This window comes from Halomonas sp. IOP_14 (assembly GCF_021021315.1).
Taxonomy (GTDB): domain Bacteria; phylum Pseudomonadota; class Gammaproteobacteria; order Pseudomonadales; family Halomonadaceae; genus Vreelandella; species Vreelandella titanicae.
This window is the reverse complement of sequence record NZ_JAINWD010000011.1, coordinates 151,576-166,042: the sequence shown is the minus strand read 5'-3', so window position 1 is coordinate 166,042 and position 14,467 is coordinate 151,576. Positions and strand designations below refer to the sequence as shown.

15 protein-coding genes are annotated in these 14,467 nt (G+C 54.6%); 9 read left to right on the top strand and 6 right to left on the bottom strand.

All coding sequences use genetic code 11. The annotated features are described in order from the left end of the window. Nucleotides 1-104: 104 nt before the first annotated feature. The gene (gene rlmM / locus K7H09_RS11285) at nucleotides 105-1,175 is read left to right on the top strand and encodes a 23S rRNA (cytidine(2498)-2'-O)-methyltransferase RlmM (protein ID WP_041159552.1); all 1,071 of its coding nucleotides are present in this window, start codon (nucleotides 105-107) and stop codon (nucleotides 1,173-1,175) included. 18 nt (nucleotides 1,176-1,193) lie between these two features. Here rlmM and K7H09_RS11280 read toward each other — a convergent pair whose 3' ends face one another. Then, on the bottom strand, nucleotides 1,194-1,481 hold the full coding sequence (locus K7H09_RS11280; RefSeq protein WP_022522948.1) for an antibiotic biosynthesis monooxygenase family protein: 288 nt from the start codon (nucleotides 1,479-1,481) through the stop codon (nucleotides 1,194-1,196). Between the two features lie 29 nt (nucleotides 1,482-1,510). On the opposite strand from K7H09_RS11280, the gene tusA reads away from it, so the two are divergent. Beyond that, complete coding sequence (tusA, locus tag K7H09_RS11275; RefSeq protein ID WP_022522949.1) at nucleotides 1,511-1,765, top strand: sulfurtransferase TusA; 255 nt, start codon at nucleotides 1,511-1,513, stop codon at nucleotides 1,763-1,765. Nucleotides 1,766-1,880: 115 nt separating this feature from the next. On the opposite strand, the gene K7H09_RS11270 is transcribed toward tusA, so the two are convergent. From K7H09_RS11270 to K7H09_RS11260, 3 genes are all read right to left on the bottom strand, one after another. Then, entirely contained in the window at nucleotides 1,881-2,576 is a 696-nt protein-coding gene (locus K7H09_RS11270) for a hypothetical protein (RefSeq protein WP_009288633.1), read from the bottom strand. Between the two features lie 109 nt (nucleotides 2,577-2,685). Continuing rightward, nucleotides 2,686-3,675, bottom strand: a complete 990-nt coding sequence (locus K7H09_RS11265; protein WP_041159551.1) for a DUF3080 family protein — start codon at nucleotides 3,673-3,675, stop codon at nucleotides 2,686-2,688. 2 nt (nucleotides 3,676-3,677) lie between these two features. After that, complete coding sequence (locus K7H09_RS11260; RefSeq protein ID WP_041159550.1) at nucleotides 3,678-5,093, bottom strand: MATE family efflux transporter; 1,416 nt, start codon at nucleotides 5,091-5,093, stop codon at nucleotides 3,678-3,680. A 137-nt stretch (nucleotides 5,094-5,230) separates the two neighbouring features. Here K7H09_RS11260 and K7H09_RS11255 point away from each other — a divergent pair, with 137 nt between their 5' ends. Beyond that, the gene (locus K7H09_RS11255; protein ID WP_027958879.1) at nucleotides 5,231-5,815 is read left to right on the top strand and encodes an elongation factor P hydroxylase; all 585 of its coding nucleotides are present in this window, start codon (nucleotides 5,231-5,233) and stop codon (nucleotides 5,813-5,815) included. Here the strand turns inward: K7H09_RS11255 and K7H09_RS11250 are convergent. After that, nucleotides 5,812-6,291, bottom strand: a complete 480-nt coding sequence (locus K7H09_RS11250; RefSeq protein ID WP_022522953.1) for a hypothetical protein — start codon at nucleotides 6,289-6,291, stop codon at nucleotides 5,812-5,814. The two genes, K7H09_RS11255 and K7H09_RS11250, sit on opposite strands and share 4 nt — an antisense overlap. Nucleotides 6,292-6,304: 13 nt before the next feature. Continuing rightward, entirely contained in the window at nucleotides 6,305-7,156 is an 852-nt protein-coding gene (locus tag K7H09_RS11245; protein ID WP_041159549.1) for a TatD family hydrolase, read from the bottom strand. 242 nt (nucleotides 7,157-7,398) lie between these two features. Here K7H09_RS11245 and K7H09_RS11240 point away from each other — a divergent pair, with 242 nt between their 5' ends. The 6 genes from K7H09_RS11240 (at nucleotide 7,399) to K7H09_RS11220 (ending at nucleotide 14,458) form a co-directional block, all read left to right on the top strand. Next, a complete protein-coding gene (locus tag K7H09_RS11240) occupies nucleotides 7,399-8,652 on the top strand; it encodes an ABC transporter substrate-binding protein (protein ID WP_230804640.1) in 1,254 nt (417 codons plus the stop codon). A 176-nt stretch (nucleotides 8,653-8,828) separates the two neighbouring features. Beyond that, nucleotides 8,829-9,779, top strand: a complete 951-nt coding sequence (locus K7H09_RS24610) for an AMP-binding protein (RefSeq protein ID WP_442908119.1) — start codon at nucleotides 8,829-8,831, stop codon at nucleotides 9,777-9,779. After that, nucleotides 9,731-10,399, top strand: a complete 669-nt coding sequence (locus K7H09_RS24605) for an AMP-binding enzyme (RefSeq protein WP_442908118.1) — start codon at nucleotides 9,731-9,733, stop codon at nucleotides 10,397-10,399. The genes K7H09_RS24610 and K7H09_RS24605 overlap by 49 nt, the downstream gene beginning before the upstream one ends. A 2-nt stretch (nucleotides 10,400-10,401) precedes the next feature. Next, nucleotides 10,402-11,544 (top strand): acyl-CoA dehydrogenase family protein, encoded by a 1,143-nt coding sequence (locus K7H09_RS11230; RefSeq protein WP_230804638.1) that lies wholly within the window; start codon nucleotides 10,402-10,404, stop codon nucleotides 11,542-11,544. Between the two features lie 32 nt (nucleotides 11,545-11,576). After that, nucleotides 11,577-12,764, top strand: coding sequence for a beta-ketothiolase BktB (gene bktB / locus K7H09_RS11225; RefSeq protein WP_041159545.1), 1,188 nt, complete (start codon nucleotides 11,577-11,579; stop codon nucleotides 12,762-12,764). 41 nt (nucleotides 12,765-12,805) lie between these two features. Further along, nucleotides 12,806-14,458: a fatty acid--CoA ligase gene (locus K7H09_RS11220; RefSeq protein WP_022522959.1), complete on the top strand. Its 1,653-nt coding sequence runs from the start codon at nucleotides 12,806-12,808 to the stop codon at nucleotides 14,456-14,458. Nucleotides 14,459-14,467 lie beyond the last annotated feature (9 nt).

Below are 14,467 nucleotides of genomic sequence, written 5' to 3'. Positions count from 1 at the left end.
ACGCCTCACGCCTCACGCCTCACGCCTCAGCTAGATAAATGCTATGATGCGCCCCAATTAATTAGCCAGCCATCACCGTTTGTGATGGGCGGAATCGAGGTGAAGTGGTGAGTGAAACGGTACCTACGTCATGGTTAGTTTACTGCCGTCCTGGGTTTGAGAGTGATGCGTTGGCAGAGCTACAGCATCACGCAGCATTACAGGGCATCGCCTGTGAGTCATCTCATGGTGAGGGGTGGGTAAGCTTAACGCGTGTTGATGGTGAAGCGGTAAATGATTTACACCGCCAGGCAGCGTTTAAAAAGCTGATTTTTGCGCGCCAGAGCTTAGCGGCTTTACCTGCGCTCACTCTTTCACGTGACGATCGTCTTACCGCTATCTTGGAACAGGTCAAAGCCAGCCGTTGGAGCTTTGAAGAGATTTGGCATGAAACGCCGGATACCAACGATGGCAAAGCACTGGCCGGGCTGATTAAGGCGCTTACCAAGCCGCTGGAAAGTATGTTGAAAAAACGTGGTGCGTTAAGGCGCAGCGCGGGCGCACGACGTTTACATATTTTCTGGACTGACGGTGATCAAGTGCAGCTGGCGATGAGCTTCCCAGGCAATCGTAGTGATTTGATTAATGGTATTCGGCGGCTGCGCTTCCCCTCCCGTGCGCCTAGCCGCTCAACGCTGAAGTTGGAAGAGGCGTGGCACGAGTTTATTCCTAGGGATGAGTGGGATGTGCGGCTAGCACCGCATATGCAAGCAGCTGACTTAGGGGCCGCCCCAGGAGGTTGGACGTGGCAGTTGATTCAGCGCGGCATGTACGTGTATGCCATCGATAATGGCCCGATGGAATCACAGTTGATGAAGACTGGGCAGATTGATCATCTCAAAGAGGATGGCTTTACCTGGGAGCCACCACAGCGCTTAGACTGGCTGGTCTGCGACATTGTTGATAAACCAGTGAGAGTGCTAGCCATGGTGGAGCGGTGGCTGATTCGTAAATGGTGCAAAGAGGCGATCTTCAACCTCAAGTTGCCCATGAAAAAGCGCTGGGATGAGGTGACACGTTGTCTAACGGCGCTGGAAGAGTCGCTGGAAAAAGCGGGTGTGCATGCCAACGTATCATGCCGTCACCTCTATCACGATAGGGAAGAGGTAACGGTGCATGTAAGGCTTAGGGATTAATGCTAGTGAAACCCATGTTTAATAGCTTGGCTCGTAAATCCGGATAGTTTCATCTTCGGTTAACAGCGGTAAAATACGCTGCATGGCCATTGCCCGCGCTTCGCTTGAGTGCCACTCCTTCCAAGCGCGGAGGTCACGCCATTTGGTAATCATCAGTCGGCGATCGGTATGACCCAGTTCTACCAATGTTTCACCACTGATAAAGCCCCTTACGCCTAGAGAAACGCGCATTGCCTCTCGCGCTGCTTGCTCAAATTCTTCTTCAAGACCGGGCATAATTCGCCGTTCGATGATAACTTTAATCATACTTTCTGTTTCCTACATCGAGGATATTGATGGCTGATAATACGGGTACGTTACCCAACGTTGATGCGGTATTGGACACCACAGGACTCTACTGCCCAGAGCCGATTATGCTGATGCATAACAAAGTGCGCGACATGACCCCAGGCCAAGTGCTCAAAGTGATTGCCACAGATCCAGCCACCACGCGAGATGTGCCCAAGTTTTGTCAGTTTTTAGGGCACGAGCTGCTAGAGCAGCACACCGTCTCTGAGAGCAACTACCTCTACTTTATTCGTTTAGCATAACCTTTTGAGATAGACCTTTGAGATAGTCCGTCGAAATAGCCCGAAAAGCCATGCGAGGCTCAAATCAAAATCGTTGATGTTGGCCTCGCTCACAAAGCGACATTAAGGCACTCGATTAATCACTGGCCACAACCATCATGGCTAGCGCATCAAGCGTCGCTGGATCTTCTTCCAGGATACGGTTGGCGATATGACGCTGGAAAAAGTAAACGGTCTGATGGCGGGCGTGAGCGCTGTACAGGCATTCATCCCCTAACAAAATCGGTGTCATCGCCGCTTTGTTCTCGTCGGCAAGGAGCGCGTCAAGGCTACCGTCGCTGTAGAGACGCCAACCGTAAACGGGCTTCATATGCCAGGGTGAATCGGGGTGATTCATGCACAGCGCGTGGGTGCCCAGAGTGTCGGGGATTTGCTGAATAAGGGTGACTTCGCCAGAAGCCTCATAATCAAAGTATTCAGCCGCCGCAACTAGCTCGTGGTATTTGTGATCCGGTGGCGTATCAAAAATTTCTTCCGTTTCAGGATCGCGATAACCTACGAAGTAGCCATTTTCCTGGCTGTTCAGATCATGGCAGGCTGCCAGGCTTTCCATCCACGGCACCAAACCGATGACGCTACCGTCCTCTCTTAACCCCCAGGCCAAAATAGGTAAGCCATAGTAGGCGTCGGGACTCGCAGCGAGCTGGTACACCATCTCTAAGCCATCTAGCTCAGGGGCTAAACGGACAAGGCACTTTTGCGCCTGCTGACGCTGGCGCACAGTTTCCAGGTCGATGACCTGGGCAGAGCGGGGTGACAAGGATGCGCCCATTGTGTCCCTCCTTATGCTGCGTGGTCATCAGATTGGCAAAGCTGATTCATTTGCCTCTCATATCCACAAATAGCACAACTTGCTCATAAGGTTAAGGGTTCTGCGCTTTTTAATTATCTGAACAAGTTGGAAAGCGAACTCGCAGCGCTTGATGCTCAGAGAGCGCTTGCTGAAACTGGCCCCAGGGCGCTTGGGCATTATCCAGCGAAAGCCAGCGTTCCTGGTAGCGTTGAATCGCTATTGGCTTGCCTACCTGCTGTGCGTCAATTAAGCGATTGATCGCTGTTAGCCATTGCTGGGCAGCGTTCTCCAAGCGCTCAAGCGACGGCGATTCCCAACGGCTTAAGCAACGTGTGGTATCACTCTGCCGAGCTAACAATGCATTCGCTTCTGTTAAGCGTTGAGTGGCGAGTAGCAGGGCGCGCAACACCTCAGCGGTCAATGGCCGCTCTTGCAGGGTTTTCAAATGGTTTTCAAGGGTTGAAGAGTCCTGCTGCCAGTCGAGGTCAAACTGGTGATCCGTCATTTGCTGCAAGTAATCGATCGCTTCAAGCTGGCCAGCAATAGTAGTTTCATCGATGTTAGATAAAGGCTGGCTTGCTCGTGAGAAGCTTTTAACCCACTCGCTGGAATCAAAAATAGCGTTCCAGCTTACCGCGGGTAACTGTGTCGTTTTAGTCGTGGTTAATCGGTTTAGGCGCGTTCTATCTTCATCGCTTAACTGCTCGGGAACTTCGCTATTTAAGCAGGTGCTTAGCCGCTGCCATAGAGTGCGCTCATATAGCCACTGTTGGCTAGGCGGTGCTACACGCCCCAGTTGATTGTTACGTGCAGCGATTAGCGACGTGATTTGGCATTCGCGTAGCGCGTATACATTCAACAGGCTGTCCCGGGTTTCGGGGATATCTATAATTCGATCGGGGCGCTCAGGGAAGTCGCCAATATTACCCGGGTCAGCTCTTTGAATGTTTGATAGTGCAAGGTCATTGGCGAGTTGCTGATGATAACGCTGCCACTGCTGCTCAGCGGGGTTGTCCCCACAGCCAGACAGAAGGGCGCTTAGGATGATAGCTAGAGAAAAGTTTCTCCATCGAGCCATGTTTACTCCCGAATGCTAATACGCTGTAAACGCCAGCCAAGTAGCAGTGCTGCGGTGCTCAAGCCCGCAATCAACCCAATCCAGTAGCCATGAACACCTAGCGGGGCGACCTCGCCCACTCCATAGGAGCCCAGCCAGTGGCCGCCACCCAAGCCTACAATCCAGTAGGAGAGCACCGTAATCACCATCACAATGCGGGTATCTTTATAGCCGCGTAAAGCACCCGCTAAATTGACCTGTAACGAGTCTGAGAGCTGAAAAATAACGGCTAAAGCAATGATCGAGAGCGCTAGCGCCTGTATCTCACTATTGGAGGTGTAAAGTGCGATTACCGGCTCGGCGCTAACCCACAGTACGAGGCTGTTAATAGCGGCAATGATGACGCTGATGACAATTCCATTCCAAGCGACTTTACGGGCTAGTGCTAAGCGCTGCTGACCCAGCGTATTACCCACTCGTACGGTCAGTGCCATACTCAGCGACAGGGGCAGCATAAACAGAATGGAGGTGAAACTTAGCGCTATTTGGTGAGCTCCCACCGTGACTTCACCAAAGCTGGCAATGAAGAGCGCAATGAGTGTGAACAGAGTCACTTCAACAAAAATGGCTACGCCAATGGGAACGCCCACCACCACTAATTCACGTATACCTAGCCACTGGGGCGGTGTCAGTTTTTGCCAAATCGCAACGCTTTTATAAGTACTTCCCCTGCGCGTGTAGTAGGCCATCGCGAGTGCCATCGTCCACATGGAGAGCGCCGTCGCAATGCCGCAGCCAAAAGCGCCCAAGGCAGGTAACTGTTGCAGACTAGTGGGAACCCAGGCGCCAAATAAATCAACCAAACCATCACCGCCGTAGATCAAGAGGTAGTTGGCAGGAATGTTCACGCTTAAACCGACCAAGCTGATCCATAGCGCCGGACGGGTATGATTCATACCATCTGAAAACGCTCTAAGCGCCTGAAATAGAGCGATCCCCGGCATGCCAAAGGCGACGGCTGACAGATAGGCGGCAGACTGGCTGGCGACCGCTGGGGGCACACTCATTAATTCAAATATCGGCATGATAGCCGACCAAAGCAGCACAGCCGCGATAGCGCCTAGTAGCAGCGCGACCCAAAGCGCCTGATGAACGGCTGGACGAATAGCCTCATTGCGCTTCCCACCCAGCAAATGCGCCACAATTGGGGTAAGCCCCATTAAAGTGCCCGTCATAAATAGCATGAGTGGCATCCACAGGCTCGAGCCCACCGATACAGCGGCAAGTGAGGTGGCGTCATGCCGACCGGTCATCATAACGTCGACGACACTCATCCCTGCCTGAGCCAACTGAGCACCGCAAATAGGCAGTGCCAAGTGCATTAACATTCGTGTTTCTGGCCAGTAAACCGATTTAATTTGCTGAGTAAAGCCGCCCACTTGTTGGCTCCTGAAGGGGAAAAGTTGCTGTGAAAGGCCGCTATATTAGCAGGAGCGACTCACTTTTGGGGTTAGCCGTTAGCTTGTATTAATCGTGTGGGTATAATGCCCCAAAACCAGTATCAAACGAGGTCAATGTGAGTGACAGGCAGGAGCGATGGACGCTCGAGGATATTACCGCGCTTTTTGACGGGATTTTTGCTGAGCGGTATCAAACCCGGTTGATTCGGGGCGGGGATGAGCCTCTCTATCGGCCCGCTAACAGTGAAACCCCTTATCATCAGGTTATCTTTGCGCGGGGTTACTATGCCAGTGCGCTGCACGAAATCAGCCATTGGTGTATTGCGGGAGCACAGCGGCGCCAACAAGAGGATTACGGCTACTGGTACTGCCCTGATGGGCGCGATGCTGAACAGCAAAAAGCGTTTGAGCAGGCTGAGATTGCGCCACAGGCGTTGGAGTCTATCTTCACCCGTGCCTGTGGTCGCGTGTTTCATGTCAGCGTGGACAATCTAGGCGGCGATATAGAGGTAGATATAGAGGCATTTGCAGCGCGAGTGGAGGCCCGCGCCCAGCGCTACTTGAAGGAGGGCTTTCCAGCCCGCGCAAACGCCTTCCAGGTGGCGCTTAAACGCTTCTACTCTGACCAGGCGACGCTAGCGGAAGCCGTGGCACAGGCGCATGCCACGTTGGATAAAATGGATAAAGCGCTGCCGGCTTAATCCTCTTCGGTCAGGCGCTGATGCATCGATAGCATCACTTCCAGCTCATGCTCTGGGCGCATCGGCTCTAAACCCAGCTCGCTGAACGTTTCGCGCCGTTGGCGGTGCCATTCGCCTGGGGTAAGTGAAGGGTAGAGCACCGACGCTGGGGCTAGCTCAACAAAAGGATCAAGCCCGTAGGTGTCAAAAAGGCGCGCTAGTGCCGCTTCGTCGTCGCCATTGTCGCTGGTATACAGCGTGGCGGAGAAGTGGTCGTTCTCAAGCTCGCGAATTACCTCAAGCGGACTAACCCCTAAGCTCTCCAGCTCTTCCATGCTGTAAGCGCCCATGGCATTGGTATCCTCTTTGATCCAGCTATCGTCCGGCTGAATCAATGTTTGCTTCACCCGGCCATCGGGGAGCGACCAGGCAATGGCTAGCGGGAGCCCATCGTCTTCGCCTGTTTCAATGGCTATAAACCCTGGATAATCGGCCACGCTAATACTCCTTTTAAGATTCCGTGGGAAGACGGAAAAAACGCTGGGCGGTCTGTGTGGTTGCCGCACCTAGCTCTGTTTCGCTAATACCATGCCACTGGGCGATCTCGCGGACAATCCACGGTAGCAACGCCGGTTCGTGTCGGCGACCCTTTAATTTCGCCGGTAGGTTACGGGGTAACAGATAAGGGCAGTCGGTTTCTACCATCAAGCGCTCTAAGGGTATATCGCTTACCAATGGGCGCAGGTGATGACCGCGCCGCTCGTCGCAAATCCAACCCGTCAACCCTATATGTAAGTCTAGGTCGAGATAACCAAACAGCGTATCGCGGTCAGCGGTAAAACAGTGCACCACCGCGTGGCTGATGTCGTCTCGCCACGCATGCAGGATTTCGCGCATACGCTGGCCAGCATCTCGTTCATGTAAAAACAGCGGCAAACCGCTTTCTACTGCGAGAGCCAGCTGCGCTTCAAGGGCACGCTCCTGCCCCTTGGGCGTCGAAAAGTTGCGATTAAAATCCAAACCACACTCGCCTACGGCGACCACTTCCGGCATGGCATGCAGGGCCGCCATGGCATGTTCAAGGTTCTTATCCCAGCGACTGGCATCATGGGGGTGCACTCCCGCCGTGGCGTAGAGGCCAGGATACTGCTTGGCCAGGGCAACCGCTTGCTTGGCGTGGGCAAGGTCGGTGCCAGTAACGATCATGGTCGTTACCTGCGCCGCCTGGGCGCGCTGGATAACCGCCTCAAGATCACGCTCGAAGCTTTCATGGGTCAAGTTAGCGCCGATATCCACCAAAGGAGCGCTAGGCCGAAACTGTAGTGCTTCGGGTAAAAAGTCATCGGCATCAGCAGTGGCCAAAGGTCTCTCCCGTTCAATTATACAAAGGCACCATTCATTGTAACGGCATGCGCGAGCATCGACTAATGGTGTATTGAAGAAGGTGAGCGCAAGGAAATGGCACGAATTGCAAAAAATCTGGCTCGATAGGTAAACAGCTAGGGCTTATTACCGCCTAAGATGAACGCAAGCTATTACGTGCTACGTCACTACGATTGATTCAATAACACCCTTTAATAACAACAAAAGAGAGTCACATAATTATGCAACAATCTTATCGTTCATCTCATCGTGCATCTTACCGCTTTGCTACTTCCACTCTCGCCGCTGCCATTCTGGTGGTCTGCTATGTGCCAACTACCGTCGCTGCTGAGGGTATCTCTGATAACGAAATCCGTATTGGCTATTTAGCCGATATGTCCGGCGTTTATCGCGACCCCATTGGCCCGTTGGGCGAAGACGCTATCCATATGGCGATTGAAGATATGGGCGGCAGTGTCAATGGGGCCAATATTGTGGTGTTTAGCGCCGATGACCGTAATAGCCCGGATGTAGGCTCAAGCGTCGTGCGTGAGTGGATCGATGAGCGCAACGTCGATATGGTCACCGGGCTGGTGGCATCTTCTGTCACTCTGGCGGCGGTGAGCCTGCTGGAAGAGGCGGATAAACTTGGGCTGGTCAATGGCGCTGTCTCTTCAAGCATTACCAACGAGCACTGTTCGCCCAATCATATTCACTGGGTTTATGACACCTGGGCGATGTCCAACGGTACGGCAAAGGCGATTACTGATGAGGGCCACAAAAATTGGTATCTGTTAAGCGCTGACTACTCTTTTGGTCACGCACTGGAGGCCGACGTCACGCGCGTAGTGACTGAAAATGGCGGCACTATCGTAGGCAGCGCTCGCCACCCTTTCCCCAGTAGTGACTTCTCCTCCTTTATGCTTCAGGCGCAAGCCTCTGGCGCTGATGTCATCGCGCTGAATAACGCTGGTGGCGATACGATCAACGCGGTGCAGACAGCAGGTGAGTTCGGCATTACCCAGGCAGGGCAGATTCTGGCGGGAATGGTGCTGTTTAGTACCGATATACGCAGCATTGGCTTAGAGAACGCTCAGGGGCTGCAGTTCACCAAAGCATGGTACTACGATTTAAACGATGAAACCCGCGCATGGGCGGAGCGCTTCCGTGAGCGTACCGGCAGCATGCCCACCATGGTACATGCGGGTCTCTACTCCAGTACTCGCCACTACCTTGAAGCGATTGAAGCCACCGGTACTGATGACACTCAAACCGTTCGTCAGCAAATGGCCGATACCCCCATCAACGACATTTTCGCCACCGGTGGCTACATCCGTGAGGATGGCCGCATGGTTCACGATATGTATTTAGTAGAAGTGAAAACACCTGAAGAGTCGCAAGATGAGGATGATCTCTTTCATGTTATTCGCACCATCCCTGCAGAAGAGGCCTTCCGTCCGCTTTCAGAGAGTGTCTGCCCGTTGGTAAACAGTTAAGAAACCTCTGATTAACTATTGCGCTCGGCCATACGGCGTTAAAAATCGTCTCAAAATGCTCATTTACAACCCGTAAACTCCGCTTTTTCGTTGATTTTTGCCTTGTCTGGCCTTCGCTCATTACGCTAATCAGAGGCTCCTTAAGTCTCTGCTAATAACAACTCAGAGGATTTGGCATGCCGGAAACGTCGGTTATTCAGCAAAACAGTATCGGGGCTGCTTTAAACCGCAGCGCTCGAAAATACTCACACCAGCTGGCGCTGGTATTTGGCGAGCGCCAATGGCGCTATCAAGCGCTCAACCAGGCAGCCAACCGCGTAGCCAATGGCTTGCTGGCAGCTGGGCTTTCGCCAGGTGACCGGCTGGCGGTATATGGCAAAAACTCCGATACCTATGTCATCGCCTGGCTAGCCGCTGCTAAAGCGGGTTTGGTACATGTGCCGATCAATTTTGCCTTAAGCAGCGATGAGCTGCGCTATATCCTTGACCAGTCTGGGACAACGGGTTTGCTCAGCGATATCAGCCTCGCCGACAAAGTGAGTGTCGTGACCGAAGGCTTGGATCTAGCCCTGATGGTAACCCTGCACGCGGATCAGGGGCAGGATGCAGCAAGCTTTGATGTACTCGCTCATGCTACGTCAGGATCCAATAGTGAAGAGCCCAATGTGACGGTCGACGGTGCCAGCCTTGCTCAGTTGCTCTATACCTCGGGCACCACCGCCGCGCCGAAGGCCGCGATGATGACCCATCAGGCACTGATGGCCGAATATATGGCCTGCATGGTTGAACTGGATATCAAAGGCAGCGACGCCATGCTCGCCGCGCTGCCGCTTTACCACTCAGCACAAATGCACGTCTTTCTGATGCCAGCGCTGTTGCTCGGTGCGCCTGTCTATTTGCTAGAGGCGCCGCTTCCCGAGCTGTGCTTAAGCGCCATAGCTAATCACCAGATCGCGTCATTTTTTGCCCCGCCCACGGTCTGGATCAGCCTACTGCGCCACGCTGAATTTGATCGCTTTGACCTTGGCGCCCTCCACAAAGCCTATTACGGTGCCTCGATTATGCCGGTGCCTCGATTATGCCGGTGCCGGTACTGGAGGAGCTCCAGCAGCGTATACCGGGCGTAAGGCTCTATAACTGTTATGGACAGAGCGAAATTGCTCCCTTGGCGACCGTGCTGCGCCCTGAAGAGCACGCCGAGCGCCCAGCGTCCGCTGGGCGGCCGATTCTGACGGTGGAAACCCGTATCGTCGATCTCGATATGAATGACGTCCCACCCGGCGAGCATGGCGAAATCGTCCACCGCTCACCTCAGCTTATGAACGGGTACTGGGATAAACCGGCGATGACTGAAGAAGCCTTCCAGGGTGGTTGGTTCCACTCCGGGGACGTGGGCTACTTCGATGAAGCGGGCTATTTATACGTTGTTGACCGTATCAAGGATGTGATCAATACCGGCGGCGTGCTGGTGGCTAGCCGTGAAGTAGAGGAGGGGCTATTCAAGCACCCGGCGGTATCCGAAGTGGCGGTGATCGGCCAGCCGGATGAGAAGTGGATCGAAGCCATTACGGCAGTGGTGGTACTGAAAGAGGGTCAAGAGGCAAGCGAGGAGGAACTGATCCATCATGCAAAAACGTTGATGGCGCCTTATAAAGTACCTAAGCGCATCCTCTTTGCCGATGCGCTACCCAAGAGTACCGCAGGCAAAATTCTCAAGCGCCATCTACGTCAAGACCTCAAGGGGTGAGCATGGACGAGCAAACGACCGACCTGTTTCACGCCATGATCAAACGCTGCCTAAGCCAGGAGGTTGCCCCGTACTACGATGAGTGGGAGGCAGCGGGTGAAATACCCCGTTCACTATGGCATTCATTGGGCGCTGCGGGGCTGCTCGGCATTGACCTTGACGAACAGCACGGTGGTTCAGGAGCCGATATCGCCATCACCCAGCTGGCGCTGGAAGAGCTCTCCCGCCAGGGGTTTGGTGGCCTTGCCAGTGCCTATAATATCCACGCCAATATCGTTATGCCCTACCTGCAGAATCTGGGGACAGCGGCTCAATGTGAGCGTTGGCTACCTGCCATGGCCCGTGGCGATGCGCTTGGGGCCATTGCCATGACCGAACCCCATGCGGGTAGTGATCTTGCGTCAATGAGAACTAGGGCGAAGCGCACTAACGATGGCTGGGAGTTAAGCGGTAGCAAAATCTTTATCACCAATGGCCAGTTTGCCGACCTGGTGATCGTGTGTGCCAAAACCGACCCTTCCGCCGGGTCAAAGGGCGTGTCACTTTTTTTGGTCGACACCCGCTTACCCGGCTTTTCGCGGGGGAAACCGATTAAAAAGATCGGCCAGCACGCCAGCGATACCGCCGAGCTTGCCTTTGATCAAATGCAGTTGCCCCATGATGCGCTGTTGGGAGAGGAGGGCGCCGGGTTCCGCTACCTAATGCAGGAGCTGCCCCGTGAACGCCTGGGCGTTGGTGCACAGGCGCTGGGCGCCGTGGAGGGAGCGCTGGCGCTGACGTTGGAGTACGTACAGCAGCGCCAAGCGTTTGGACAGCGGGTGGCGGATTTTCAAAATACCCGCTTTACCTTGGCGGAGATAAAAGCCCAGCAGGACGTGGCCCGTGCCTACTTTAAGCACTGCGTCGAAAAGTACCGCCAGGGCACCATGAGCAGCACGGATGCAGCGATTTTAAAACTGCAGCTCAGCGAGCTGCAGTGTCAAGCGGTGGATCGCTGCCTGCAGCTATTTGGCGGTTACGGCTACACCCACGAATATCCCATTTCACGCTTTTATCTGGATGCCCGAGTACAAACGATCTATGCCGGCAGCTCAGAGATCATGAAAGAAGTTGTCGCCCGCTCGCTGCTGGGCAAAGTGGCGTAGCAAGACGGTGAGTTTGAACACAGGAGAGAGCCATGCGGTTGGATGATGTAGTGATTTTAGGCGGTGCACGAACCGCGATCGGGAGTTTTGGCGGGTCGCTCTCAACCAAGGCGCCGTTTGAGTTGGGGGCGATAACCGCCAAAGAGGCGTTGCGCCGTGCTGGCGTTGAGGGCGGAGATATCGATCACTCGGTATACGGCCACATTATTACCACCGGCCCCCAGGATGCCTATCTGGCGCGTCATATTGCACTGGAAGCAGGCGTGCCGAAAGAAGCGGGGGCCTTCAACGTCAACCGGCTGTGTGGTTCAGGTGTACAGGCGGTGGTCTCAGCCGCCCAGCAGATTGCTATGGGCGACAGCCGCTTAGCGCTGGCAGGTGGCGCTGAGTCGATGTCGCGCGGGGCTTATCTGCTGCCTCCTCAAGCGCGCAACGGCGTGCGTATGGGGGATGTGAACGTTGAGGATTTAACCCTAGGCATTTTGAGCGACCCCTTTGGCAGCGGCCATATGGGCTGCACTGCCGAGAACATCGCTAAACAGTATGGCCTAAGCCGTGAGCAGTTGGATCAGTTTGCCCTTGAGAGCCATCAAAAAGCGGCGCGTGCCATCGCGGAAGGCCGCTTTGACGATCAAATCGTAGCAGTGGAGGTCAGTCGCGGTAAGCAAACGGTACTTTTCTCCCGCGATGAACACGTGCGCGATGTCGTCCAACTTAGCGATTTGGCGCGGCTCAAGCCCGCCTTCCAAAAAGACGGCATGGTGACCGCAGGCAATGCCTCGGGTATCAACGATGGTGCAGCCACGTTAGTGCTGGCCCATGCCGATGAAGCCTCACAGCGGGGCTTAGCGCCCAGGGCGCATCTTCGTGTTGCCACAACAGCAGGCGTTGAGCCAATGCTGATGGGCCTTGGCCCGATTCCTGCTGTGAAACGCTGCCTGCAGCAGGCAGGGCTAAGCATTAATGAGATTGATGTGATTGAGTCCAATGAAGCCTTTGCTGCCCAAGCCATGGCGGTGGCCGACACGCTAGGTTTTCCGTTAGAGAAACTAAACCCTAACGGCGGCGCGGTTGCCTTGGGGCATCCGGTGGGGGCCACAGGAGCTGTTCTGATTCTCAAAGCGCTACACGAATTGGAACGTATTAACGGTCGCTACGGCTTGATAACGCTGTGTATTGGTGGAGGGCAGGGCATCGCCCTGCTTATCGAGCGCGGCTGATCCGACTTGATTGCCACAAGAACAAGCTTATAGGAGTGTTTATGCCTTCAGTTACCCCGAAAATTTTACCCGCCGCGGCCTCTGCGACAAATCCTGCCTTGATGATTGGCGACCTGCTGGAGGCAGGCGTGCGAATGGCGGGCGACAATCAGATTGTCTACCGGGATCAGAGCCGCCATAGCTACGAGCGTTTTCGTGAGCGGGTGCATCAACTGGCCCATACGCTGACATCACAGGGCGTGCAAGCCGGTGACGTGGTGGCGGTGCTGGATTGGGATAGCCATCGCTACCTGGAGTGCTTCTTCGCCATTCCGATGATCGGCGCGGTACTCCACACGGTGAATGTGCGCCTGGCTCCGGAGCAAATCCTCTATACCATGGATCACGCCGAAGACGTTTTCGTCATCGTGCACGAAGAGTTTGTGCCACTGCTTGAGCCGCTGGCCGATAAGCTACCCCAAGTACGTGGCTACCTGCTGTGTCAGGAGACCCCGCAAACAGTCGATACCACTCTGCCGCTGGTGGGCGAGTTTGAATCGTTATTAAGCCAACAGCCTACTCACTACGATTTTCCCACCTTTGATGAAAACGCCGTCGCCACACTGTTCTACACCACCGGTACCACGGGTAATCCCAAAGGGGTTTTCTTTACCCACCGCCAGTTGGTGCTGCATACCTTGAACGAGTCTAGCGCTTTCCAGGCGCCCGGTTTTGAGCTGCTCAACCGCGACAAGGTCTACATGCCGATTACCCCCATGTTTCACGTTCACGCCTGGGGTGTGCCATATACTGCCACGCTGATGGGGGCTACCCAGGTCTACCCTGGCCGCTACGAGCCGGAAATGCTGGTCAAGCTGCTGGTCAGCGAGAAGGTCGACTTCTCCCACTGCGTCCCCACCCTGCTCAACATGGTGGTCAGCGCCGAGGCGATTACCTCAAAACAGGTCGACCTCGCCGGTTGGAAAGTATTGGTCGGCGGCAGTGCGTTAACCGAGTCGCTAGCAAGCAAAGCATGGGCGTTGGGGATTGATACCCGTAGTGCTTATGGCATGTCGGAAACCTGTCCGCTACTCACCGCCGATATTCTGCCGCAGGATATCGGCGACGCTGATTTTGAGACCCAGCTACCCTGGCGCTGTAAAGCGGGCCTGCCGATACCATTGGTTAAACTTCAAGTGGTCGATGCGGACGGCGAGCCGCTACCCAATGATGGTAAAAGCGTAGGTGAAGTGCGCGTTCAAGCACCCTGGCTGACCCAGGCCTACTATAAAGAGGAGAAACGCAGTGAGGAGCTATGGCGCAACGGCTGGCTGCATACCGGGGATGTGGGCTCGCTTGATGAGCGGGGCTTTCTGACCATTAGCGACCGCATAAAAGACGTGATTAAAACCGGCGGCGAGTGGCTCTCGTCGTTAGAACTGGAGAGCTATATCAGCCAGTGTCCAGGCATTGCCGAAGTGGCGGTGATCGGGGTGACGGACGATAAATGGGGAGAGCGGCCAGCGGCGTTAGCTGTCCCCGCCGATCTGAACAACCCGCCCACCACTGAAGCCGTGCAGGCGTTTTTAGAGCAGTTTGTCGCTCAGGGAAAACTCAATCGCTGGGGGATTCCCAGCATGATTCGTTTCGTCGATGAGATACCCAAAACCAGCGTGGGCAAGCTGGATAAGAAACGTATCCGCACCGAAATATAGCCTATCGGG